This is a genomic window from Nocardia rhizosphaerae (assembly GCF_042650365.1).
Classification (GTDB): domain Bacteria; phylum Actinomycetota; class Actinomycetes; order Mycobacteriales; family Mycobacteriaceae; genus Nocardia; species Nocardia rhizosphaerae.
This window is the reverse complement of record NZ_JBHSBA010000007.1, coordinates 26111-42965: the sequence shown is the minus strand read 5'-3', so window position 1 is coordinate 42965 and position 16855 is coordinate 26111. Positions and strand designations below refer to the sequence as shown.

Here is a 16855-nt window from a genome sequence, read left to right as displayed (position 1 = left end):
GGTGGACTTCAGCGGGTCAGGGCGGGACACTCGCGTTGCAAAGTCTCCCAAATGCTGTGCGGTGCATGGAATTCGGGATCGGATCGATAGATCTCGGCGATCGCGGTCGCGGTGTCGAGTTGTCGGGCCGCCGCGTCGATCGTGCCCGTCGGAATCGGCGGGCCCGCTCCGGCCAGGCGGCTGAATACCGGCTGGGTCGGGTCGAGAATGCCGTAGGCGATGCTCGCGTCGATCTGGCGGTCGCAACGGCAGGGGTTGCGACCGTCGATCAGCCCGCAGCGGTCGGCGATGATCGCGCGCATGGTGCGGCGGGCGCGGGCGAGCCGTTGCCGGAACGCGGCGGGGGTGATCGCCAGTGCCTGTGCGCCTTCGGAGTCGGGCAGGCCGACGAGATCGCCGAGTAGGTGGGCGATGCGAAGATCCCGGCTCAGTGCGAGCAGCATGCCGTAGGTGCAGGCAAGCCGGACCTCCCCGGCGAGCACGCGGAACTCCGCCTCGTCGAAGCGATCCGGCGGGGCGGGCGCGAGATTGCGGTCGATCCAGTCCGCGAACGGCTCCGGCCCCGCCACGCTGCGCTCCACCGGCCCGCGCGCGGTGCGCAACAGATGGCGCGAGGCGATGGTGTACACCCAGGTGGTCAGCTTCGAGCGGCCTTCGAACTCGGACAGGTGGGTCACCACGAGGATGAGGATCTCCTGGGTGGCGTCGGCCGCGGCCTCGGGATCGGAACTGAACCGCAGCGCCAGCCGGTAGATGTGATCGCGCAGCGCGCGGCACAACTGATCGAGCGCGTCCACCTCACCGGCGACGGCGCGGCAGGCCAGACCTTCGAGGTCTGGCCTGCCGGTCGCCTCAGGCATCGGCGAACTCGACGGTCGCGTGTTCCATCGACACCATCTCCTTGATGAACGCGAAGGACGCGGCGCATTCCGGCACCGCGCCGATACCCGCGGCCGCGGTGTCGGCGGCGGCCCGGTCCCGCCATTGCACCACATCCATCCAGGTGTATTCGTCGATGCGGACCAGGCGCAGCGAACGAAACCGTCGAAGGCGGCGCGCAATGCGGTCAGCATCGCCGGACGGGTGGCCAGCATCGCCTCGGCATCGGCCGGATCGACGGTGAAACGGGCCAACTCCATGACTGTCATTCGGATCTCCTCCAGTGATCTGATGATTTCGACACCAGGTGAGAGACCCGCAGTGGCACGAGTGTGACAACCCGATCGCTGTGACTCCCGCCACTCCTTGGCAACACCTGGAACCCCAGCGCGCAGGGCCGGGGTCGTTTCGTCGTCAGACGGCCATCTCCGGCGCGACGGCGGCCACCTTCGCCACAGCCTTGCGGGTGCGGTCCGAGTCGACACCGGCCACCACCGGCAGCGCCGACCGCCACAGCTTGGCGGCGTCCTCATGCTGTCCGAGTTTCCAGCGCAGTAGCCCGGTCTCGATTTCACTCAGCGCCCGAATGCGGGTGTGTGACTCGGGGTTCCAGGCTGCCGCGCTCAGGTGTAGGTGTCGCTCGGCCTCGCTCAGGTCACCGAGTGCGGCGAACGCCTTCGACGCCTGGCGGCCGATAGGCGCTTTGTTCGGGCAGAACAGCGACAGCCAGCGTGGTAACTCCGTCGTCGTGGCCGCCGTCAGCCACGGCTCTACCCTGCGCAGCGTCTCCCGGGCGGCGCGATGGTCGCCGCTCTCGGCGTACGTGCGAGCAAGCGCGACATCGAACACCGACGTTTGCGGAGCCAGCCGATGATCCGCCAACGGCGTAGTGATCGATGTAGCCGAAGGTCGCGACGACACTCCGTGAAAGGAAGTAGTTTCACCAGCCTCACAGCACCGGATCCAACCAGCGCAGCAAGTTCGCGAGCGTTCGATTTCTCTTGCGGCGAGCCACCACTCGCACCTTTCCGACGATGAAAGACAACGCCTACTTCGACGGATGGGTATAAACCGCCAGTCGGGGTTCCCGGACCACATCTGTGGAATGAGCCGCCGCTGTCGCGGCTCAGGCTCGGCTCTCAGTAACCGGCGCGCGGTTCGAAGCCAGGGTCGGGCAGCTCCGGCGGCGCAGCCGGCTGCACCGTCGGCGCCTGCTGCTGCGGAACACTGCGCGGTGCCGGAAACGGCACTCCTGTGGGAGCCGCGGCACCACTATCCGGCACTGCGGATTCCGGGGTCGCCGTCGGCCTTTCCGGCACGGCCGTGACGATCGACTGTGCATGCTGCGGCGCCACCGTCGCGACCGGTATCGGCGTCACGCTGACAGCCGGACTCGTAGTGTCCGCGGGCGATCCCGTAGGCGCCGATTCGGGACTCCCACCGCAGCCGATCAGCACCAGAACGGCCGGGCCGAGCGTGACCGCGACCCAGCGACTTCGACATCTTATAACGGGCACGGCGTAAGAGTAGTCGCGTGCCAGAAGGGCCGCCGTCATCCGTTCGACCGACACCGTCACCGTCGTCGCGGCGCAATACTGAGCTGTCTAGCAACTGAACCATCTTGTGCCATAAAGTGATTGGAGACCCATGAGATTCCGCCGGGCGTGTTCCTCGGCTACTGTGGCGTTGACCGCGATGGTGCTGGCCGCCGCGCCGATGGCCGCGCCGGTGGCGGCCAACCCCCCGACCGGCGCGAAGGTGGTCGTCCTGGGGGATTCGTTCACCGCGACCGCACCCGTCCTCGGGCACGCTGACGACGGGTGCACCCGTTCACCGTCATCTTGGCCGAATCAGCTCGCGCGCGACACCCGCCTTGCCGGGTCTGCGCAGTTCGTCGATGTGTCCTGTAACGGCGGCACGATCGATACCGGGGACGGCTGGACACTGGTCCACCAAGCACGCAAGGCATCCGCGTTGGGGGCCTTCGGCACGGGCACCCGCGTTGTGTTGATCCAGGTGGGACTGAACGACGTGTGGGGCGCATCCACCGGGACAGCGTTCCCATCCACAGACTGCCTGCTCAACGTAGTCGCTGGATGCGGATTCGATGCCACCGAGCAACACCGCCTGCCCGACTATCGCGCCGTCAGCGGAGCGAATTACGCCGACCGCGTACGCGAGGTCGTCACCTTTGTCCGGTACTACGCGGCGGGCGCGAGGGTGGCCTTCGTCGGCTACCCGGAGGTGTTCCCGTCCGGCCAGCCGACCGCCTGCATGGACCTGGCCGGCGTCGGCCGGATCGTGCAGCCACGTGCGGAAGGTTACATCGCCTACCTCGACCGGATCCAGGAAGCGCAGCGGGAGGCGGCCCACCTGCTCGGAACAGAGTTCGTCGATGTCCGGGCGGTCACCACAGGACACGGCAGTTGCACGGACCAGCCGTGGGTCAGCGGACTCGACGGAGCGACCTCGCTGTTCGACGGTGCTCCCATCCATCCGAACGCCCAGGGCAACGGCGCTGTCGCAGCGCAGGTGCGCGAGCGGTTCGGGCTCTGAAAACGGTGCCCACCACGAAGCTGCCCGCGCTCACCGGTGCCCGATGGTGGGCGGCCGCCGCGGTTTTCGTCCTGCACGCGCTGGTGTTTCTGCCGGTCTATCCCTTCCAGAAGTCCGAACTGTTCCGCGTCATCCACGATCTCGTGCCGATGCAGCAGGGCGCGGCGGGGGTGACCTTCTTCTTCGTCCTGTCCGGTTTCGTGATCTGCTGGTCGTTCCGCCACGGGATGTCCGTGCGTGGCTACTACCTGCGACGATTGCTCAAGATCTATCCCACCCACCTGGTCGCCGCCCTCGTGCTGATTCTCGTGGTCGCCGTACCACTGACCCGGCCGGTGGCGTGGTTGCCGAATCTGATGCTCGTGCACACCTGGGTGCCGAGATGGACCACACTGGGCGGGCTCAATGTGCCGTCGTGGTCGCTGTGCGCGGAATTGCTCTTCTACCTGAGCTTCCCGCTCGCGCTGCCACTGCTGGCCCGAATCCCCCGCCATCGACTGTGGTGGGCTATCGTCGGCATGATAATCGCTATCCTGTTGCTGCACACCGGCTTTCATCTGTGGACCGAAGGACCCAAGGACACTGCCAACGTCTTCGCGGTCCGACTGCTGCCAGGCGCGGTTTCGCCCGAGTTCGAAATACACGTCTCACCACAGTGGTTCGCGCAGTCCGACATCCCCATCCCGGCGTCGTACTGGCTCAGCTACCTGTTTCCGTTGTCCCGGCTCCCCGAGTTCTACGTCGGCGTGCTCGCGGCTCGAATGGTCGCAGAAGGGGTGTGGCGCAATACGCGACTGGCCACACCGCTGGCAGCGCTGACGCTCTGCTATGCCGCGACCTGGCTCGTGCCGATCAACTACAAGATGTCGGCGCTACTGATCGCCCCGATGGCCGCCGTGGTGGCGACCCTGGCCACCCGTGATCTCGCGGGGATCAGCGGCATCAACAGCACCCGGCCGATGATCTGGCTCGGCGACATCTCCTTCGCGTTCTATATGATCCAGTTCCCGGTGATGGTGATAGTCACCCGGCTGTTCATCGGCGGTCGGCAGTACTCGGTCGGCGGCTGGGCACTGTGGACCACCGTCAGCCTCGCCGCTTCGATCCTCGCCGCGGCCGCCATTTACCACGGCATCGACAAGCCGCTCATGCGTCGGTTCGCGCACCGCCCACCGCCGGACCGGCGGACCGCACCGCGCGAGGGTCATTCCGCGATCAATGCCCTGACCAAGCCGTAGGCGATCTCGTTCGCCGGCCGCCCGCCCGCGGGACCGTCGCGCAGCGTGCAGAGCACCACGATCGTGATGTCGGTGGTGGGGTCGTACCCCATGAAGGTCTGGAAGCCGGGAATGGCACCGTCGTGGCCGAGCATCGGGCCGAACGACTCGAGCCCGAGTCCGTAGCGGATACCGGCGGGGTCACGCCGGTCCAGCGGGGCCGCGCTGGCGAGGCGCTCCCGCTGCAGCTCGGAGCCGATCAGTTCGTCGCTGCCGACCAGGGCGCGAACGTAGGTCGCGAGGTCTTGCGCGGTCGAGATCACGCCGCCCGCCGCGCCGATCCAGGACGGGTCGAGGTTCGTCACATCAATGGGCACCAACTCGCCGGTGCGCGCTGCCGCGACTTGGGCGGCGGGCAGAACCGCCGAAGTGAGGGCCGAGGTGTTGGTCCCGTAGAGGTAGCCGCGCGGTGACGGCGCGGGCAACGAGGCATCGCCGGGTTCGGGATAGAACGTCTTGGACAGACCGAGCGGGCGGAAGATCCGATTCGCCAGCAGCGATCCGACGTCCTGCCCGGTGATCTGCTCGAGAACGGCGGCCAGCAGAATCGTGTTCGTGTTCGAGTACCGGAATTCGGCGCCCGGCGCGAAGTGCGGCTCGGTGGCGAATCCGACCCGCAGGAGGGCGTCCGGTTTCCACACGCGGCCTGGATCGTCGTCCATCGTCGCGGCAAACGACGGATTCTCGTTGTAGCTGAACAGACCACTACGCATGTTCAGTAGGTCGGCGATCGTGATGTCGTCGCCGTTCGGAACACCCGCGCGGTAGCGCGACACCGGGTCGTCGAGTGCCAGCCTGCCCTGTCCGACCAGTTGAAGCGCGACAGTGCCCACCATGGTCTTGGTGGTCGAGCCGACGCGGAAGAAGTCCTCCACCAGCACCGGATCGTCCTGCCCGAGTACGCGAGTACCGAATGCCCACTGCCAGTGGGCATCCGGAGTCCGGATGTACACCACCGCCCCGGGAACGAGCATCGCGTCGAGGATCTCGCGCACCACCGGTTCCGCAAGTCGACCGAGCGCCCTTGACAACTCGGCGGTCCGGTCGATCGCGGCCGGACCGGCGGAGGTCCGGTCGGGTGGGGTGCCGCCACCGGACACCAACACCGAGCACACGACGACGACAGCTCCCAACCGCGTCCACTGTCGTGTCATGTAGCGAGACAAGCTCATGTGCCCCTGTTCCCGATAACGGACAAGGTTCCACCGTTGAAGTTCGATACATACATCTCACCCGCGACCGGACCCGCCGCGACTCCATGCGGCCGGACGCCGACCCGGACCGTCGCGGTGACCACGCGCGTATCTGCGTCGATCAGAGAGACGGAATTGCCGGATCGCGCATCGTCGAGCCCGTGATTGGTGACGTACACCGTCCGGCTCACCCGATCCACCGCGACGCCGACCGGACCCACGCCGACGCGCACGGTCGCGGTGACCGCGCGCGTCCGCGTGTCGATCACCGACACCGTGCCGTCCGCGTGATTGGTCACATAGGCCGTCTCGGTGTCGGTGTCGACCGCCACGCCCCACGGTTGATTGCCGACCCTGATCATGGACACCACCGACAGCGTGCCGGTGTCCACCACGGCCACCCGGCGATCGGGTGCCTCGGGAAGTCCCGCGACCGCGACGAATACGCTGCCAGTTGCCGGATCGAGAGCGATGCCGTAGGGGCGACTACCGACCGGAACCGTCGCGACGACGTCCCTCGCGCGCAGGTTCACCACCGACATCGTGTCGGCCTCGAAGTTCGTCACATAAGCGGTGTGCCCGGCCGGGTCGACGGCGATCCCGTAGGGTCCGGCGCCGACTGCGATCCGGTCGACGATGACCCGGCCACGCGTGTCGATGACCGAGACCGACTTGTTTCCCGCGTTGGTGACATACGCCAGGCCCGATGCCGAATCCACCGCTATTGCAGTTGGTTTCGAGAGATCCGGCGAGGCGATCGACGTGGTCGCGCCGGTTTCGATGTCGTACACCGACACCGAGTTGGCCAGGCTGTTGGTAGTGAACACGCTACCGGTCGCCGCGTCGGCGGCCACCCCCCACGGCTGCGCGCCGACCGGGATCGTCGTGCTCACCGTGCTCGGCGCAGTCCGGGACACCGACCCGGCGAAAGGGGTCGACTCGTCATCGCCGGATGTCGTGCTCATCAGCATTCCGGCGACGATCAACGCAGCGGCGACAGCGCCGATGACCCGGAGACGCAGCGGGATTCGCTGCCGCCAGGGACGGTGCCCGCCGACCGATTGCTGTGTCCGGGTCGGCACGGTCGGGACAGGCGCTCGACGCGCCGGAGCCACCGGAGCGCGCGTACCCGCAGCCGTCGCGGCGTCGTCGAACGCCTGGATCCAGTCCGCCGGAGCGGGGCGCTGCCCGGCCGGAGCGGACACCGCAGCGTGGACGAGCTGCCGGACCGGACCTGGCACAGCCGCTGGAAGCTTGCTCGGGTCCCGCGTGGCCTGATCACCAGCCAGTAGGCGCAGCGTCAACAGCCCGAACTTGTAGGCGTCGGACTGCGCAGTGGCCAATTCCTCACCGGGATGGGCTGTCACGACTTCCCAATCAGGTGTCTCGACCTGGTCGGTGACTGATCGGGAGCACAACCGCATGGCATCGCAATCGATGAAGTACACCTGCCGCCGCGGTCGCAGCGAGAAGAGGAGATTCTTCGGCGACATGTCACCGACCGCGATGTCGTGGCGATGCAGCAGGGCCAGCGCTGCCGCGGCATCGGAGAGCAGCTCGTAGCGGTACCGATCCGACAGTGGGATCCCGCGCTTGGCCAGGAAGACATCGTCGTTGAGGAGGTGCTGAAACTCCGCAGTCTTGCGCTGTACTGACGAAGTCATCGTCATGTCGATGAAGAACTCGCCTGGAATGGACGGCATCACGAAACCGACCACGGTGGTCGAGTGGTCTTCCTCGACCAACCGGCACGGCCAGGCCGCCCGATTCAGCAACTCCATCCCATCAACACCCGGCAGCGACTCCAGGTAGGCGGGCATTTCCTCGAGCACATCAACCCGGACGCTGGGCAGGACCTGAGCTTTGTACTCCTTGAACACCATTGCCCGTGCGTGCGGCATCTGCGCACGCGGGGCGAGATAGACGACGCCTTGGCCACCCGCCGCCAACTTCGTCGTGACTCCCAGGCGGCCACGTTTCAAACGCTGCTGCGCCACCGCGGCTCCATCAGCTGTTCCGTGGCCAGATGGCCACCAGGGTGCGGTCGTCGTCGAAGGTCTCCCGGGAGAAGTCCAATGCGTGCGCGAACTCGAGCTGCGAGGGCACCCGATCCCCCAACAGCTCCGCGAACAACGCCCCGACGCTCCCTTCGCCGCCGCCTAGCGGATCCCCGAACCCATCGGTTCCGACCAGCAGCACCTGCCCGGGCTCGACGATGACCGGGAATGGCGTCACGGTATTCGGCACCCTCGGCAAGCCGACCACGGCCGACGAGGACAGGCCGGAGGCTGAGGCCTGCTTGCCGCCGAGCACCGGGACGAACTTCCCGTCGGCCAGCAGCCAAGCACCGGAATCGCCGACTCCGGCGACGACGGCCGACAAACCGCCATCGGGCAGCGGCGTGCACACCACGCAAGTCAAAGTCGTGGCCAGCATCCGCTCCGCCTGCTCGGCATCGGCTTCCGGCAACGCCAGCACCGTCGCGGCATGCTGGGTCAGCGTCCACGCCGCGCTCTTGAACAGGGTGTGCCAACCGCCGTCGTCGAGCGACTCCGGGGCCTCGTCGAGCCACTGGGTGGCGTAACGGACCACCGTGGAGGATCCGATATGGGAGTGCTTGGCCGACGAAACCCCGTCGGCCACAGCGACTGTAAGCCGGTCGCGCTCCGCGTCGACAGCGAGAGCGAAATCGTCCTGGCGCGGCGCCCCACCATAGCGGTGCAGATATCCGCGCACCGAGGCCGCCCGGACCGTGAATGCGCCGCTGGACCACCCGTCGACAACGGTGTCGGGCCGGTAGGGCACCTTGCCGAACTCCCGGTCCACTACCTTGGGTTCGAACACCGGTGTCGGCGTCCCCACGACGATCGGCGCACCGGGCGGCCACCCGATGGTCGTCGACCCGAGTTCTGCCGAGTCGGCACCGGGCGCGGACGCCGCCGGTGACGTGGTGCCATCGTCGGGTTCGGTGTTCTTGTCCCGCCGGGTCGTCCAGCGCATCAGACGGTGTCCACATCGAGGCAGACGAAATCGGCGGGCTTTTCCACCTGCAACGACGCCTGCCCGGTCGCGAGCGCAGTGCCCGAGTTGATCACCGATTGAGTGAGCGCGGTGACGAACTTCGAGATCGCGCCGCCGGTATCGGTTCCCGCCGCCGTGATGAACGCGTATTGCGGGTTGGTCGCCACCCGGCGAATAACGTCGGCGTCCGCCTGCCCGATACCGAAGGCCAGGATGTTCGGGCGTGCCGGGAAACTCATCAACTGCGAGTGTGCCGCTTCCCAGCCATCGCCGGGATTGGGGGCGCCGTCGGTCAGGAAGAAGACCGCGGGGCGATTCACCAGATAGCCTTCGGACTTCAACGACTTGATATCGCTCGGAATCCGGCTGCTCAATTCCGCGAACGCCGCGGCGAACGACGTCGAACCGCGGGCGCGCAGTTGTGGTACGCCATCCACTTGCCGCAGGTCGCTCGGCTCCAGATAGCAGATCGCGTCGTCGGAGAATCCGATGACGCAGAACCGGACCTTCGCGGCGGCCATCGATTCACCCTGAAGGGTGTCGAACAGGGTGACCAGCCCGGTGTTCAGATCTGCCACGTCGTTCACCATGGAATACGATTCATCCGCGACGAAATAGACCGGCAGTACAGTTGCCTTTGGTTCGTTCATCCAGCTCACACCTCATCGTTTTCGCTTCGCCCGAGCACATCGAACGCTACAGTCCGCCCATGGATTTCACTGTCTGCCATTCGACGGACAGCCCACCGAGAACTACAGGTCATCGATACCGATGAGGGCGTCTTGTAGCGCACGGACGACGAGTGCGGCCTTGGTCGACGCCGGCCTGCCGACGGCCGCGTACTTGTCCCTGATCCGGGCCAGATGCGTATTGACCGTGCCCGGCGAGATGTACAGGCGCTGACCGACTTCCACCTTCGAGTCCGAAGCCAGCCAGGCCAGCAGTACCTCGATCTCGCGACTACTCAGCGCCGGTCGTCCAGGTGCTACGCTCGTAGTGGTCTGCAGCTCGTCCTCGTGATCGAACGTGATGCTCATGAACTAATTCCTTCGGGAAGAAAAATTCGCGTCTATTTCCACTGGCCGAGCAGGTCGCGAATACATCGCCGCGCCAGAATGAACGTGGCCGCGAGCAGCAGCAGACCGGTCGCCGAACGGAGCTGATCGCCACCGTCGCCGGGCACCGCCGTGTAGACGGCCTGCGCATACCAGATGAAGACGATGTCGACCAGGATGAGAGCGGCCAGCACGTACCAGAGACGCACCCGCCGAACTGCCTGCTGCTGGACGATGTTGACGGTTTGGGATCCGTTCTGATTGGACACCACCGTACCGCCGCGTTTCGCGATGTTCAGTTGATTCTGCCCAGAATAACTTCGGTTCGACCAAGGGAAGAGGCGCACGTCACCTCCCACGCGGATCGTTCAGCGTGACATTCTGGGTTCCGTTCTGGTTCGCAACCACAATTCCGTGACCGGTCGCGGAATTGCGCTGCGTCGCCGCCGGCTGCGCGCCTGCCGACGAACCAGGCTTCGTCGCGCCAGGCGTGAGCCGCCGGATGAGCCCGTCGATGTCGTCTTCGAGCGTTTGGTGCCGGATACGCCAGCCCTGCGACAGCGTCAGGCCGCGGATATCGTCCGGCAGACTGTCCGGCACCGGCAGCATCGTATCGTCCAACAGCACTGGGACGACCGGGATCCCACGCTCGAACGCGATCCGCAGTTCCATGCGCACCCAGTCACGCTCGTTGTCGATGCACCGTACCCCTCGTTTGTCACGAGCATCGAGCCAGTGCGTGCCGATCACCGACACCACGACGTCGCTCTCATCGAGTGCGGCGCGGATACGCCGGGCGTACAGCGCGCCCAGCGACAGCGAGTCCTGATCGCGGAAGACGTGCACCCGACCGAAATGGCGCGCCATCTGCTTCGAGATCTGGCCGACGGCATACACGCTGTCGATAGTGCGGTAGTTCAGGAATATTCTCATCTAGCGGGCAACCCCTCGGGACGGCATCTTTCCGCGCGAAAACCTCCCGCGCATTTGAGCGGGCGACCAGTTCGCTACCTCTCGAAGTGGTTCGCTTCCAGACCATTCTGCACCAGTAGCCAATATTTTGCCGACCGAACATGGTCACCGATGCCGCCGCCATTCATTCAATAGCATCCTTACTGGTACGTACATCAATTCGTGTGTCGAACAAATTTGTTTCGTATTCGGGCACTGAACTCCGGGCAGAGCTCGGCGAACTCCTATGTACGGAAGCAGGTCACTCGCCCGCCGAAACTCACTTTCCAGCATCCGGCAATCGACCGTAGCCCGGAACCGGTTGTCCGTTGTCTGGTCAGCCGACAACGGACAACACGTGGTTCAGCGCTTCGTCAGCGCCGCCATCAGGGCAGGCTGGATCTCATGCGCCCCGCGGTGTCCACGGAAACGAGTGATCGTGCGCGCGAAGTCGCGCAGGTCGGCGCGGATCGTCGCCGAATCGACCGAGCACACGATGTCGAGCAGCGGCCCGACGAGCTCACTCGCCCGGTCCGGATCACCCAGCGCGGCATGGACGAGCGCGCGACGGGTACCGAATCGCGCGCGATCGCGATCCGAGGGCAGCGGCAGCGACATCGCCCGCTCGAAGAGCGCCGCAGCCGCGGCGAGATTACCCAGGTCGTACTGGCACCACGCCTCGATGAGGAGGGGTCGACCATGCAGAGCCGAGGGCCCCAGATGCGCCTCCCCTTCGAGACCGCGCGCCTGCTCGTACAGGCTCGCCGCGGTGTCGAGGGCACGCATCGCACCGGCGTGGTCCAGGCCGATCGCGTACCCCTGCGCGGCACCGAGTGCGGCCAGCCAGCGGATACGGGGGTGGATGGTGTCGTCGGTCAGCACCGTCTCGGTGAATCCTGTTGTCGCGGAGGAGTCGCCGCGGTACAGACTCACCACCGCACGGCGGACGAGTGTGTAACTTGCCATCTCCTCGTCGCCTGCGGCCGAGGCCAACTTGACCGCGCGGTCGGTCCACCACAGCGATCCCCGGTCGTCACCGCCCTCCTGTGCCATCCATCCGGCGAACTCGGCGGTGCGGGCAGCGTGCCGCAGCATGTCCCGCCGATCGCGGCCTGCGCTCAGCCCAGCAGCGGAGATCGCCACGTGCGCCTGGGTGATCGCCACCGGCAGCACCATGCTGGGACTGCTGGTGCGGCCGAGTCGTTTCGTCTCCTCGAACAGGGCGGCCAGTCCGGGCAGAGTGTCCGCGGACGGCGCGGCGGACTGCGGCAGTTCGGTCACCGTGGGCGTGCCGGTTTCGCCGATCTCGAATGCTCCGGATCCGTCGGAGCGCAAACGGAGATTCCAATTCGGGAACGGATCCTCGCCGGCGACGAGCCCGGAACCGGCATCGTAGTCCGCCCCGGAGGACACCGACACCAGCGCGTGCAGCTCACCTCCTGCGGACAGCACCGCATCGCACTTGCGCGACAGTTGCACGGAGGGAGTCTTGTGCCCGTTCTCGATCTTGCTCAGATGGCTACGGCTGTAGTGCACGAGCGTGGCCAGCTGGCCGAGGGTCAACCCCTGTCGGATTCGCCGTCGGCGCAGCTCGCCACCGAATTCAGCTCGTGTCATGATCTTCCCCAGAACCACCGTCTCCGGCCGCGGAACTTCCTGCACGACAACAACCTAAGTTCGAGCCGCGCCGCCCGGACATGCCCGAGAGTGCCGCACTCAGCAACTACCCGGTTTCCGTGAGTGTACCGACGAATCCCGCCCCCGGCATTCGAACTCGATCGAATATCCCTGTGCAAGAGAGTGATCGACCCAGTATGACTACCGACTACCGAATCAAACATCTCGAGATGCTGCAATCGATCATCGCGCGACTGAGTCAGCAGTCCTTCACTGTACGCGGGTGGTCGGTGACCCTCGTGTCGGTGATCTTCGCACTGCTGAGCGCTCAGTCCCAGCACCGATCCGAGTTGATCCTGCTGGCTCTGGCACCGACGTGGATCTTCTGGGGGCTCGACGGGTACTACCTGAATCTGGAACGCCGCTACCGGCGCCTGTTCGCCTCGGTGGCACGACAACTGCAGACCCCGTCGGACTCCGGGCCACTCCCGTTCGACATGGTGGCCGAGTCCACCCACCCGCTGCGCGACCTCGTTCGTGGGGCCACCGCCCCGAGTGTCGCGGCCATCCCCGTAGTCCTCACGGCGTTGATTCTCGGATACTGGACATTCCTCGTCGTCACAGGTTGACAGGCGGCCACGCCGTCTTCCTCTTCTACAACTCGTGGCTACGTCGCGGCTCATGGGGTGAGGATCACAAGGGCCAGGGCCGGACCTCTGGCCACGTGTTCAGCGTCAGCGCGCCGACGATCACCCCATCGACACGTGCGGTGCGCAGTCGCGTCGAATCGGAACCGTTGACCGCCTGCGTGCGGCCACGGGTCAGGGACCTATGCCGTGGTGGACAGTTGCGGTGGGAGAGCGGTCGCGGCACCGCCGCAATGGACGACCGAGTCGACGTTCCGCCGACCGCGTTGCGGTCGCGGTAGATCGCCGGATCGGGACCGGTTCCGGTCAGGGCGCAGGTGGCGCCGGTTCGACGAGCGCACGCAATGTCATGGCGCCGATGTGGTCTTCCAGGCGTGCGCGGTCGGGCATGACGGCGCTGCGGAAGCGGTGTGCGGACAGCAACGACAGGATCATCCAGGCGGCGGCTTGCGGGTCGAGATCGGCGCGCAGCTCGCCAGCGTGCTGCCCTCGGGTGACGATCTCGGTCAGTGCGTCGGCGAGTTCGCCCATATGTTCACGGACCGCCGCCTCGACGGCGGGTTCCGCGGTCAGCGTCATCGCGTCGGCGAAGATCACGCCGAGTGAGCCGGGCGCGTGCAGTTCCTCGACGTGGCCAGGGCTGAGCAGGTGCGCGAGAAAGGCGGCGGTGGAGCCGGCCTCGGCGGCAAAGGTGCGCAGCATGGTGGTCATCTGCGCGGAGGCGTGGTCGACGACGGCAGCATAGAGGGCGGGCTTGGACCCGAAGTTCTGGAACAGCACGGGTTCGGTGACCCCGATCCGCGCCGCGATCTTGGCCATCGTGGCGCGCTGGAACCCGGATTCGGCGAACACGGCGGTGGCGGCGTCGATGATGGCCGCCCGCCGGTCCGCGGCGCGCATACGGGTTCGCCGTGAGTCGGCGGGCGATGCGTGAACCATACCCACCATCGTATCCACCCTTGAGTTCTAACTTAGTTGCTACTAAGTTAGACACATCTTAGTCATCACTAAGTTATGGAGTGGGCCATGGGCCTCGGACATCTGCTGCATCACAACTCCACCCCGGGCACCCCAGGGCTCACCATCGACCACGGCGGTAGCTACGACGCATTCGGCGCGGTGTTCTTCGGCGGTCGCCGCGACCGCGTCTACCGCAGGCTCGCCGAACTCAGCGGCGCGAAGCCTGGCGACCAGGTGCTCGACATCGGTTGCGGCACCGGTTATCTGACGCGCCGAATGGCCGCGCTCGTCGGCACGGGCACCGTGGTCGGACTCGACCCGTCCGCCATCGTGCTCGACCGCGCCCGCCGGATCACCGGCGAACCGAACTGCACCTACACCGTGGGTGTCGCCGAATCACTGAGCGCGGAGGATGATTCGTTCGATGTGGTGGACAACTGCCTGATGCTGCATCACCTGCCGCACGAGCTGCGCGCGACCGCGTTGGCCGAGATGCGGCGGGTGCTGCGGCCCGGCGGCCGGCTCCTTATCGGCGAGTTCCGACCTCCGGCGAATCCGATCGGCCGCCATCTCGTCAGGGTACTGACCGGTCCGGCCATGGCGCACAATCCAATCGACGAGTTGGCACCGATGGTGACACACGCGGGATTCGAGCGGGTCGGATCCACCGACATGCACCCGTGGATCCGCTGCGTCACCGCCGCGAAGCCCGGAGCGGCCGAATGAATCACCCGATCGGCCCGCTGCGGATCCTCGCCCTGCCCCTGATCGTCGGCGGCATCGCCGCGCACCTGTGGTTGGGCAGCATGGCCGGACTCGCTGTCGCGGGCATCGGCTTCGGCGTCCACGTCGCCGTCGCCGCACTCGGCAGCCGCTGGCTGCGGCACCGCGACCGACGCTCGACACCCGGGGCCGAGCCTGCGAGCCCAGCCAGCCGTCAGCCGGAACGATGACTCAACACGTGGCGTACTACGCCAATCCGCCCATGTCCCCGGGAAAGACAGGGCATCCATCAAACGGGGCTTACGGGGGCCACGACCGAAAACAGGTCAGTCCCGGTCGTTGACCGGGACTGACCTGCTATTTAAGTGGAGCTAAGGGGACTCGAACCCCTGACCCCCACGCAGGGGTTCTAGATCTCTCGTGGTTCCCGTCACTTCCCGAAATAGCCCGTGAACTGCGACATCGGCGCGGACGTTCGTCCCGTCGCTTCCCATTGATTCCCGTGGTCACCCGTTCAAACCGGGGGGTTAGTGCGGGGCTGGTCAAATTTGCACGCTGCCCTGCGGCGTGCGCCGTACGGCCCCGTTGCACTGTGGGGCGTGTGCCGCCCCGTGTGCCCGGCAGCGCGACGTTTGTTCGGTTTTCGCGGGTTGCTAACCATCGCGGTTCCCACGGTTGTCCTGGCCGGTGCCGGAGACCGGTGGTGCCAGTTGGTTGAGAACGGCGGTGGAATCGGGCGCCAGCGCGGGCCGGTCGATGTAGTGCTGTTCGGTAGTGGCGCTGTTGCGGTGCCCGGCCTGCCGCTTGGCCTGATCGGCTCCGAACTCTTCGGCCACAGCCGTCAAGTTCGTCTTGCGGTAAGTCTTGGGGGTGATCCAGGCGTAGGTGGTGCCGCGCGCGGAGCGCCAGGTGCGGCCGAAGTTGTGGGGGTCGCGCCACCCACCGCGCCGTGAGGGGAACAGTGGAGTTTCGTCGTCGGGATCCCAGTCATCGGCGCCGAGTGCCCGCAGAGTCTCGATAGTGAAGGTCGGCAGCACGACGGTGCGGTACCCGGCATCGGTTTTCGTCCACTCCTGCCGGTATAGACCGACTCCGGTCACGCGGACGATGGTGCCGCTGATGGTCATCTCCCACGGGGTCGAGGAGGTGTCGACATCGCAGCGACGGAACGCGAGGCATTCGCCAGGCCGGGCTCCGGTGCCCAGGAGTATGTCGGCGGCGTTGAGGATGTCGGGGTCGCGTGCCGGGCCGCGTGTGTAGGCGGGTGTGCCGGGGATCGCTTCTCCTGCGAGCCACGTTTCGAGCTGGGCGCGTAGCCCGTTGCGGGTGGTCTCGTCCATCGCTTTCGGTTTCGTCTTCTTGCGCTTGATCTTGCCGACTTCGCGCATCGGGTTCTCGCGAATTGCCCCGTGGCGAACGGCGAGGCTCATCATGCCGGTGAGGATGATCTTGTGGCACTGCGCTTTACGGGTGTGCCCGTTCTTCTGGATCATCTTCAGGTGAGCGTCGAGGTAGGAAGTGTCTGCCTCGAACAGCCGTACGCCGCTCATCGCCGTCTTGATCTTCACAGTGTCTTTGCGGGCACGTGGATCATCGGATGGTTCGATCTCCTCTCGATACCATTGAAGCGTTTGCGGGAGCGTTGTCTCGTCTAGTTCCAGTTCTTCGAGCCAGAGGTCCGCCAGGGCGGGAATCAGCGTGTATCGAGTGACAGCGCCGCTGTTCGTACGCCCCTCTGACTTGACCCGTTCCTGAACGACTTCTCTGACCCGGTTCTCTGCGCCGGACTTGCTGGTTCCCCATCCCTCGATCCGGACGGTTTCCCCACTGTAGGAGCGGTATCGGGCTCGCGCCCGGTATTGCCGTGTTCCCAGTTTCGTGCAGCTGATCCTGCCGTGCGTTCCCATGACCAACGCCTGCCGAGGCATCTCTCGAGCACCTTTCTATATCTGTTCTTCGATTTCGATTCAGTCGGC

18 protein-coding genes are annotated in these 16855 nt (G+C 66.1%); 5 read left to right on the top strand and 13 right to left on the bottom strand.

All coding sequences use genetic code 11. The annotated features are described in order from the left end of the window. Positions 1 to 8 precede the first annotated feature (8 nt). From ACFOW8_RS15080 to ACFOW8_RS15070, 3 genes are all read right to left on the bottom strand, one after another. Positions 9 to 860 carry an RNA polymerase sigma factor gene (locus ACFOW8_RS15080; protein ID WP_378551244.1) on the bottom strand — a complete coding sequence of 284 codons (852 nt, stop codon included), beginning with the start codon at positions 858 to 860 and terminating at the stop codon, positions 9 to 11. Beyond that, positions 853 to 999 (bottom strand): hypothetical protein, encoded by a 147-nt coding sequence (locus ACFOW8_RS15075; protein ID WP_378551243.1) that lies wholly within the window; start codon positions 997 to 999, stop codon positions 853 to 855. The genes ACFOW8_RS15080 and ACFOW8_RS15075 overlap by 8 nt, the downstream gene beginning before the upstream one ends. A 294-nt stretch (positions 1000 to 1293) precedes the next feature. Further along, positions 1294 to 1728, bottom strand: coding sequence for a hypothetical protein (locus ACFOW8_RS15070; protein ID WP_378551242.1), 435 nt, complete (start codon positions 1726 to 1728; stop codon positions 1294 to 1296). Positions 1729 to 2574: 846 nt separating this feature from the next. Here ACFOW8_RS15070 and ACFOW8_RS15065 point away from each other — a divergent pair. Both ACFOW8_RS15065 and ACFOW8_RS15060 read left to right on the top strand, forming a co-directional pair. Next, on the top strand, positions 2575 to 3435 hold the full coding sequence (locus ACFOW8_RS15065) for an SGNH/GDSL hydrolase family protein (protein WP_378551241.1): 861 nt from the start codon (positions 2575 to 2577) through the stop codon (positions 3433 to 3435). 5 nt (positions 3436 to 3440) lie between these two features. Beyond that, positions 3441 to 4673 (top strand): acyltransferase family protein, encoded by a 1233-nt coding sequence (locus ACFOW8_RS15060; protein WP_378551240.1) that lies wholly within the window; start codon positions 3441 to 3443, stop codon positions 4671 to 4673. On the opposite strand, the gene ACFOW8_RS15055 is transcribed toward ACFOW8_RS15060, so the two are convergent. The 8 genes from ACFOW8_RS15055 to ACFOW8_RS15020 form a co-directional block, all read right to left on the bottom strand. Further along, positions 4640 to 5866 (bottom strand): serine hydrolase domain-containing protein, encoded by a 1227-nt coding sequence (locus tag ACFOW8_RS15055; RefSeq protein WP_378551239.1) that lies wholly within the window; start codon positions 5864 to 5866, stop codon positions 4640 to 4642. The two genes, ACFOW8_RS15060 and ACFOW8_RS15055, sit on opposite strands and share 34 nt — an antisense overlap. Before the next feature lie 14 nt (positions 5867 to 5880). Continuing rightward, positions 5881 to 7902, bottom strand: a complete 2022-nt coding sequence (locus ACFOW8_RS15050; protein ID WP_378551238.1) for a hypothetical protein — start codon at positions 7900 to 7902, stop codon at positions 5881 to 5883. Between the two features lie 10 nt (positions 7903 to 7912). After that, on the bottom strand, positions 7913 to 8905 hold the full coding sequence (locus ACFOW8_RS15045) for a protein phosphatase 2C domain-containing protein (RefSeq protein ID WP_378551237.1): 993 nt from the start codon (positions 8903 to 8905) through the stop codon (positions 7913 to 7915). Then, entirely contained in the window at positions 8905 to 9585 is a 681-nt protein-coding gene (locus ACFOW8_RS15040) for a vWA domain-containing protein (protein WP_378551236.1), read from the bottom strand. Before ACFOW8_RS15040 ends, ACFOW8_RS15045 begins: the two co-directional genes overlap by 1 nt. Positions 9586 to 9678: 93 nt before the next feature. Then, on the bottom strand, positions 9679 to 9963 hold the full coding sequence (locus ACFOW8_RS15035) for a LuxR C-terminal-related transcriptional regulator (RefSeq protein ID WP_378551235.1): 285 nt from the start codon (positions 9961 to 9963) through the stop codon (positions 9679 to 9681). Positions 9964 to 9995: 32 nt separating this feature from the next. After that, complete coding sequence (locus ACFOW8_RS15030; protein ID WP_378551234.1) at positions 9996 to 10340, bottom strand: hypothetical protein; 345 nt, start codon at positions 10338 to 10340, stop codon at positions 9996 to 9998. Next, positions 10330 to 10914, bottom strand: coding sequence for a toll/interleukin-1 receptor domain-containing protein (locus tag ACFOW8_RS15025; RefSeq protein WP_378551233.1), 585 nt, complete (start codon positions 10912 to 10914; stop codon positions 10330 to 10332). Before ACFOW8_RS15025 ends, ACFOW8_RS15030 begins: the two co-directional genes overlap by 11 nt. Before the next feature lie 381 nt (positions 10915 to 11295). Next, on the bottom strand, positions 11296 to 12549 hold the full coding sequence (locus tag ACFOW8_RS15020) for a helix-turn-helix domain-containing protein (protein WP_378551232.1): 1254 nt from the start codon (positions 12547 to 12549) through the stop codon (positions 11296 to 11298). Between the two features lie 197 nt (positions 12550 to 12746). On the opposite strand from ACFOW8_RS15020, the gene ACFOW8_RS15015 reads away from it, so the two are divergent. Continuing rightward, on the top strand, positions 12747 to 13178 hold the full coding sequence (locus ACFOW8_RS15015) for a hypothetical protein (protein ID WP_378551231.1): 432 nt from the start codon (positions 12747 to 12749) through the stop codon (positions 13176 to 13178). Positions 13179 to 13502: 324 nt separating this feature from the next. Here ACFOW8_RS15015 and ACFOW8_RS15010 read toward each other — a convergent pair whose 3' ends face one another. Next, the gene (locus ACFOW8_RS15010; protein WP_378551230.1) at positions 13503 to 14135 is read right to left on the bottom strand and encodes a TetR/AcrR family transcriptional regulator; all 633 of its coding nucleotides are present in this window, start codon (positions 14133 to 14135) and stop codon (positions 13503 to 13505) included. 87 nt (positions 14136 to 14222) lie between these two features. On the opposite strand from ACFOW8_RS15010, the gene ACFOW8_RS15005 reads away from it, so the two are divergent. Continuing rightward, positions 14223 to 14882: a class I SAM-dependent methyltransferase gene (locus tag ACFOW8_RS15005; protein ID WP_378551229.1), complete on the top strand. Its 660-nt coding sequence runs from the start codon at positions 14223 to 14225 to the stop codon at positions 14880 to 14882. After that, positions 14879 to 15109 (top strand): hypothetical protein, encoded by a 231-nt coding sequence (locus tag ACFOW8_RS15000; protein WP_378551228.1) that lies wholly within the window; start codon positions 14879 to 14881, stop codon positions 15107 to 15109. The genes ACFOW8_RS15005 and ACFOW8_RS15000 overlap by 4 nt, the downstream gene beginning before the upstream one ends. A 423-nt stretch (positions 15110 to 15532) precedes the next feature. Here ACFOW8_RS15000 and ACFOW8_RS14995 read toward each other — a convergent pair whose 3' ends face one another. After that, positions 15533 to 16786, bottom strand: a complete 1254-nt coding sequence (locus ACFOW8_RS14995; protein WP_378551227.1) for a hypothetical protein — start codon at positions 16784 to 16786, stop codon at positions 15533 to 15535. Positions 16787 to 16855 lie beyond the last annotated feature (69 nt).

What these genes read in the sequence shown, in the direction of transcription:
- ACFOW8_RS15010 (WP_378551230.1), bottom strand. Translation starts at nt 14,135, where the DNA reads ATGGTTCACGCATCGCCCGCCGACTCACGGCGAACCCGTATGCGCGCC.
- ACFOW8_RS15000 (WP_378551228.1), top strand. Translation starts at nt 14,879, where the DNA reads ATGAATCACCCGATCGGCCCGCTGCGGATCCTCGCCCTGCCCCTGATC.
- ACFOW8_RS15065 (WP_378551241.1), top strand. Translation starts at nt 2,575, where the DNA reads ATGGTGCTGGCCGCCGCGCCGATGGCCGCGCCGGTGGCGGCCAACCCC.
- ACFOW8_RS15035 (WP_378551235.1), bottom strand. Translation starts at nt 9,963, where the DNA reads ATGAGCATCACGTTCGATCACGAGGACGAGCTGCAGACCACTACGAGC.
- ACFOW8_RS15005 (WP_378551229.1), top strand. Translation starts at nt 14,223, where the DNA reads ATGGGCCTCGGACATCTGCTGCATCACAACTCCACCCCGGGCACCCCA.
- ACFOW8_RS14995 (WP_378551227.1), bottom strand. Translation starts at nt 16,786, where the DNA reads ATGGGAACGCACGGCAGGATCAGCTGCACGAAACTGGGAACACGGCAA.
- ACFOW8_RS15015 (WP_378551231.1), top strand. Translation starts at nt 12,747, where the DNA reads ATGACTACCGACTACCGAATCAAACATCTCGAGATGCTGCAATCGATC.
- ACFOW8_RS15020 (WP_378551232.1), bottom strand. Translation starts at nt 12,549, where the DNA reads ATGACACGAGCTGAATTCGGTGGCGAGCTGCGCCGACGGCGAATCCGA.
- ACFOW8_RS15045 (WP_378551237.1), bottom strand. Translation starts at nt 8,905, where the DNA reads ATGCGCTGGACGACCCGGCGGGACAAGAACACCGAACCCGACGATGGC.
- ACFOW8_RS15075 (WP_378551243.1), bottom strand. Translation starts at nt 999, where the DNA reads ATGGATGTGGTGCAATGGCGGGACCGGGCCGCCGCCGACACCGCGGCC.
- ACFOW8_RS15080 (WP_378551244.1), bottom strand. Translation starts at nt 860, where the DNA reads ATGCCTGAGGCGACCGGCAGGCCAGACCTCGAAGGTCTGGCCTGCCGC.
- ACFOW8_RS15025 (WP_378551233.1), bottom strand. Translation starts at nt 10,914, where the DNA reads ATGAGAATATTCCTGAACTACCGCACTATCGACAGCGTGTATGCCGTC.
- ACFOW8_RS15055 (WP_378551239.1), bottom strand. Translation starts at nt 5,866, where the DNA reads ATGACACGACAGTGGACGCGGTTGGGAGCTGTCGTCGTCGTGTGCTCG.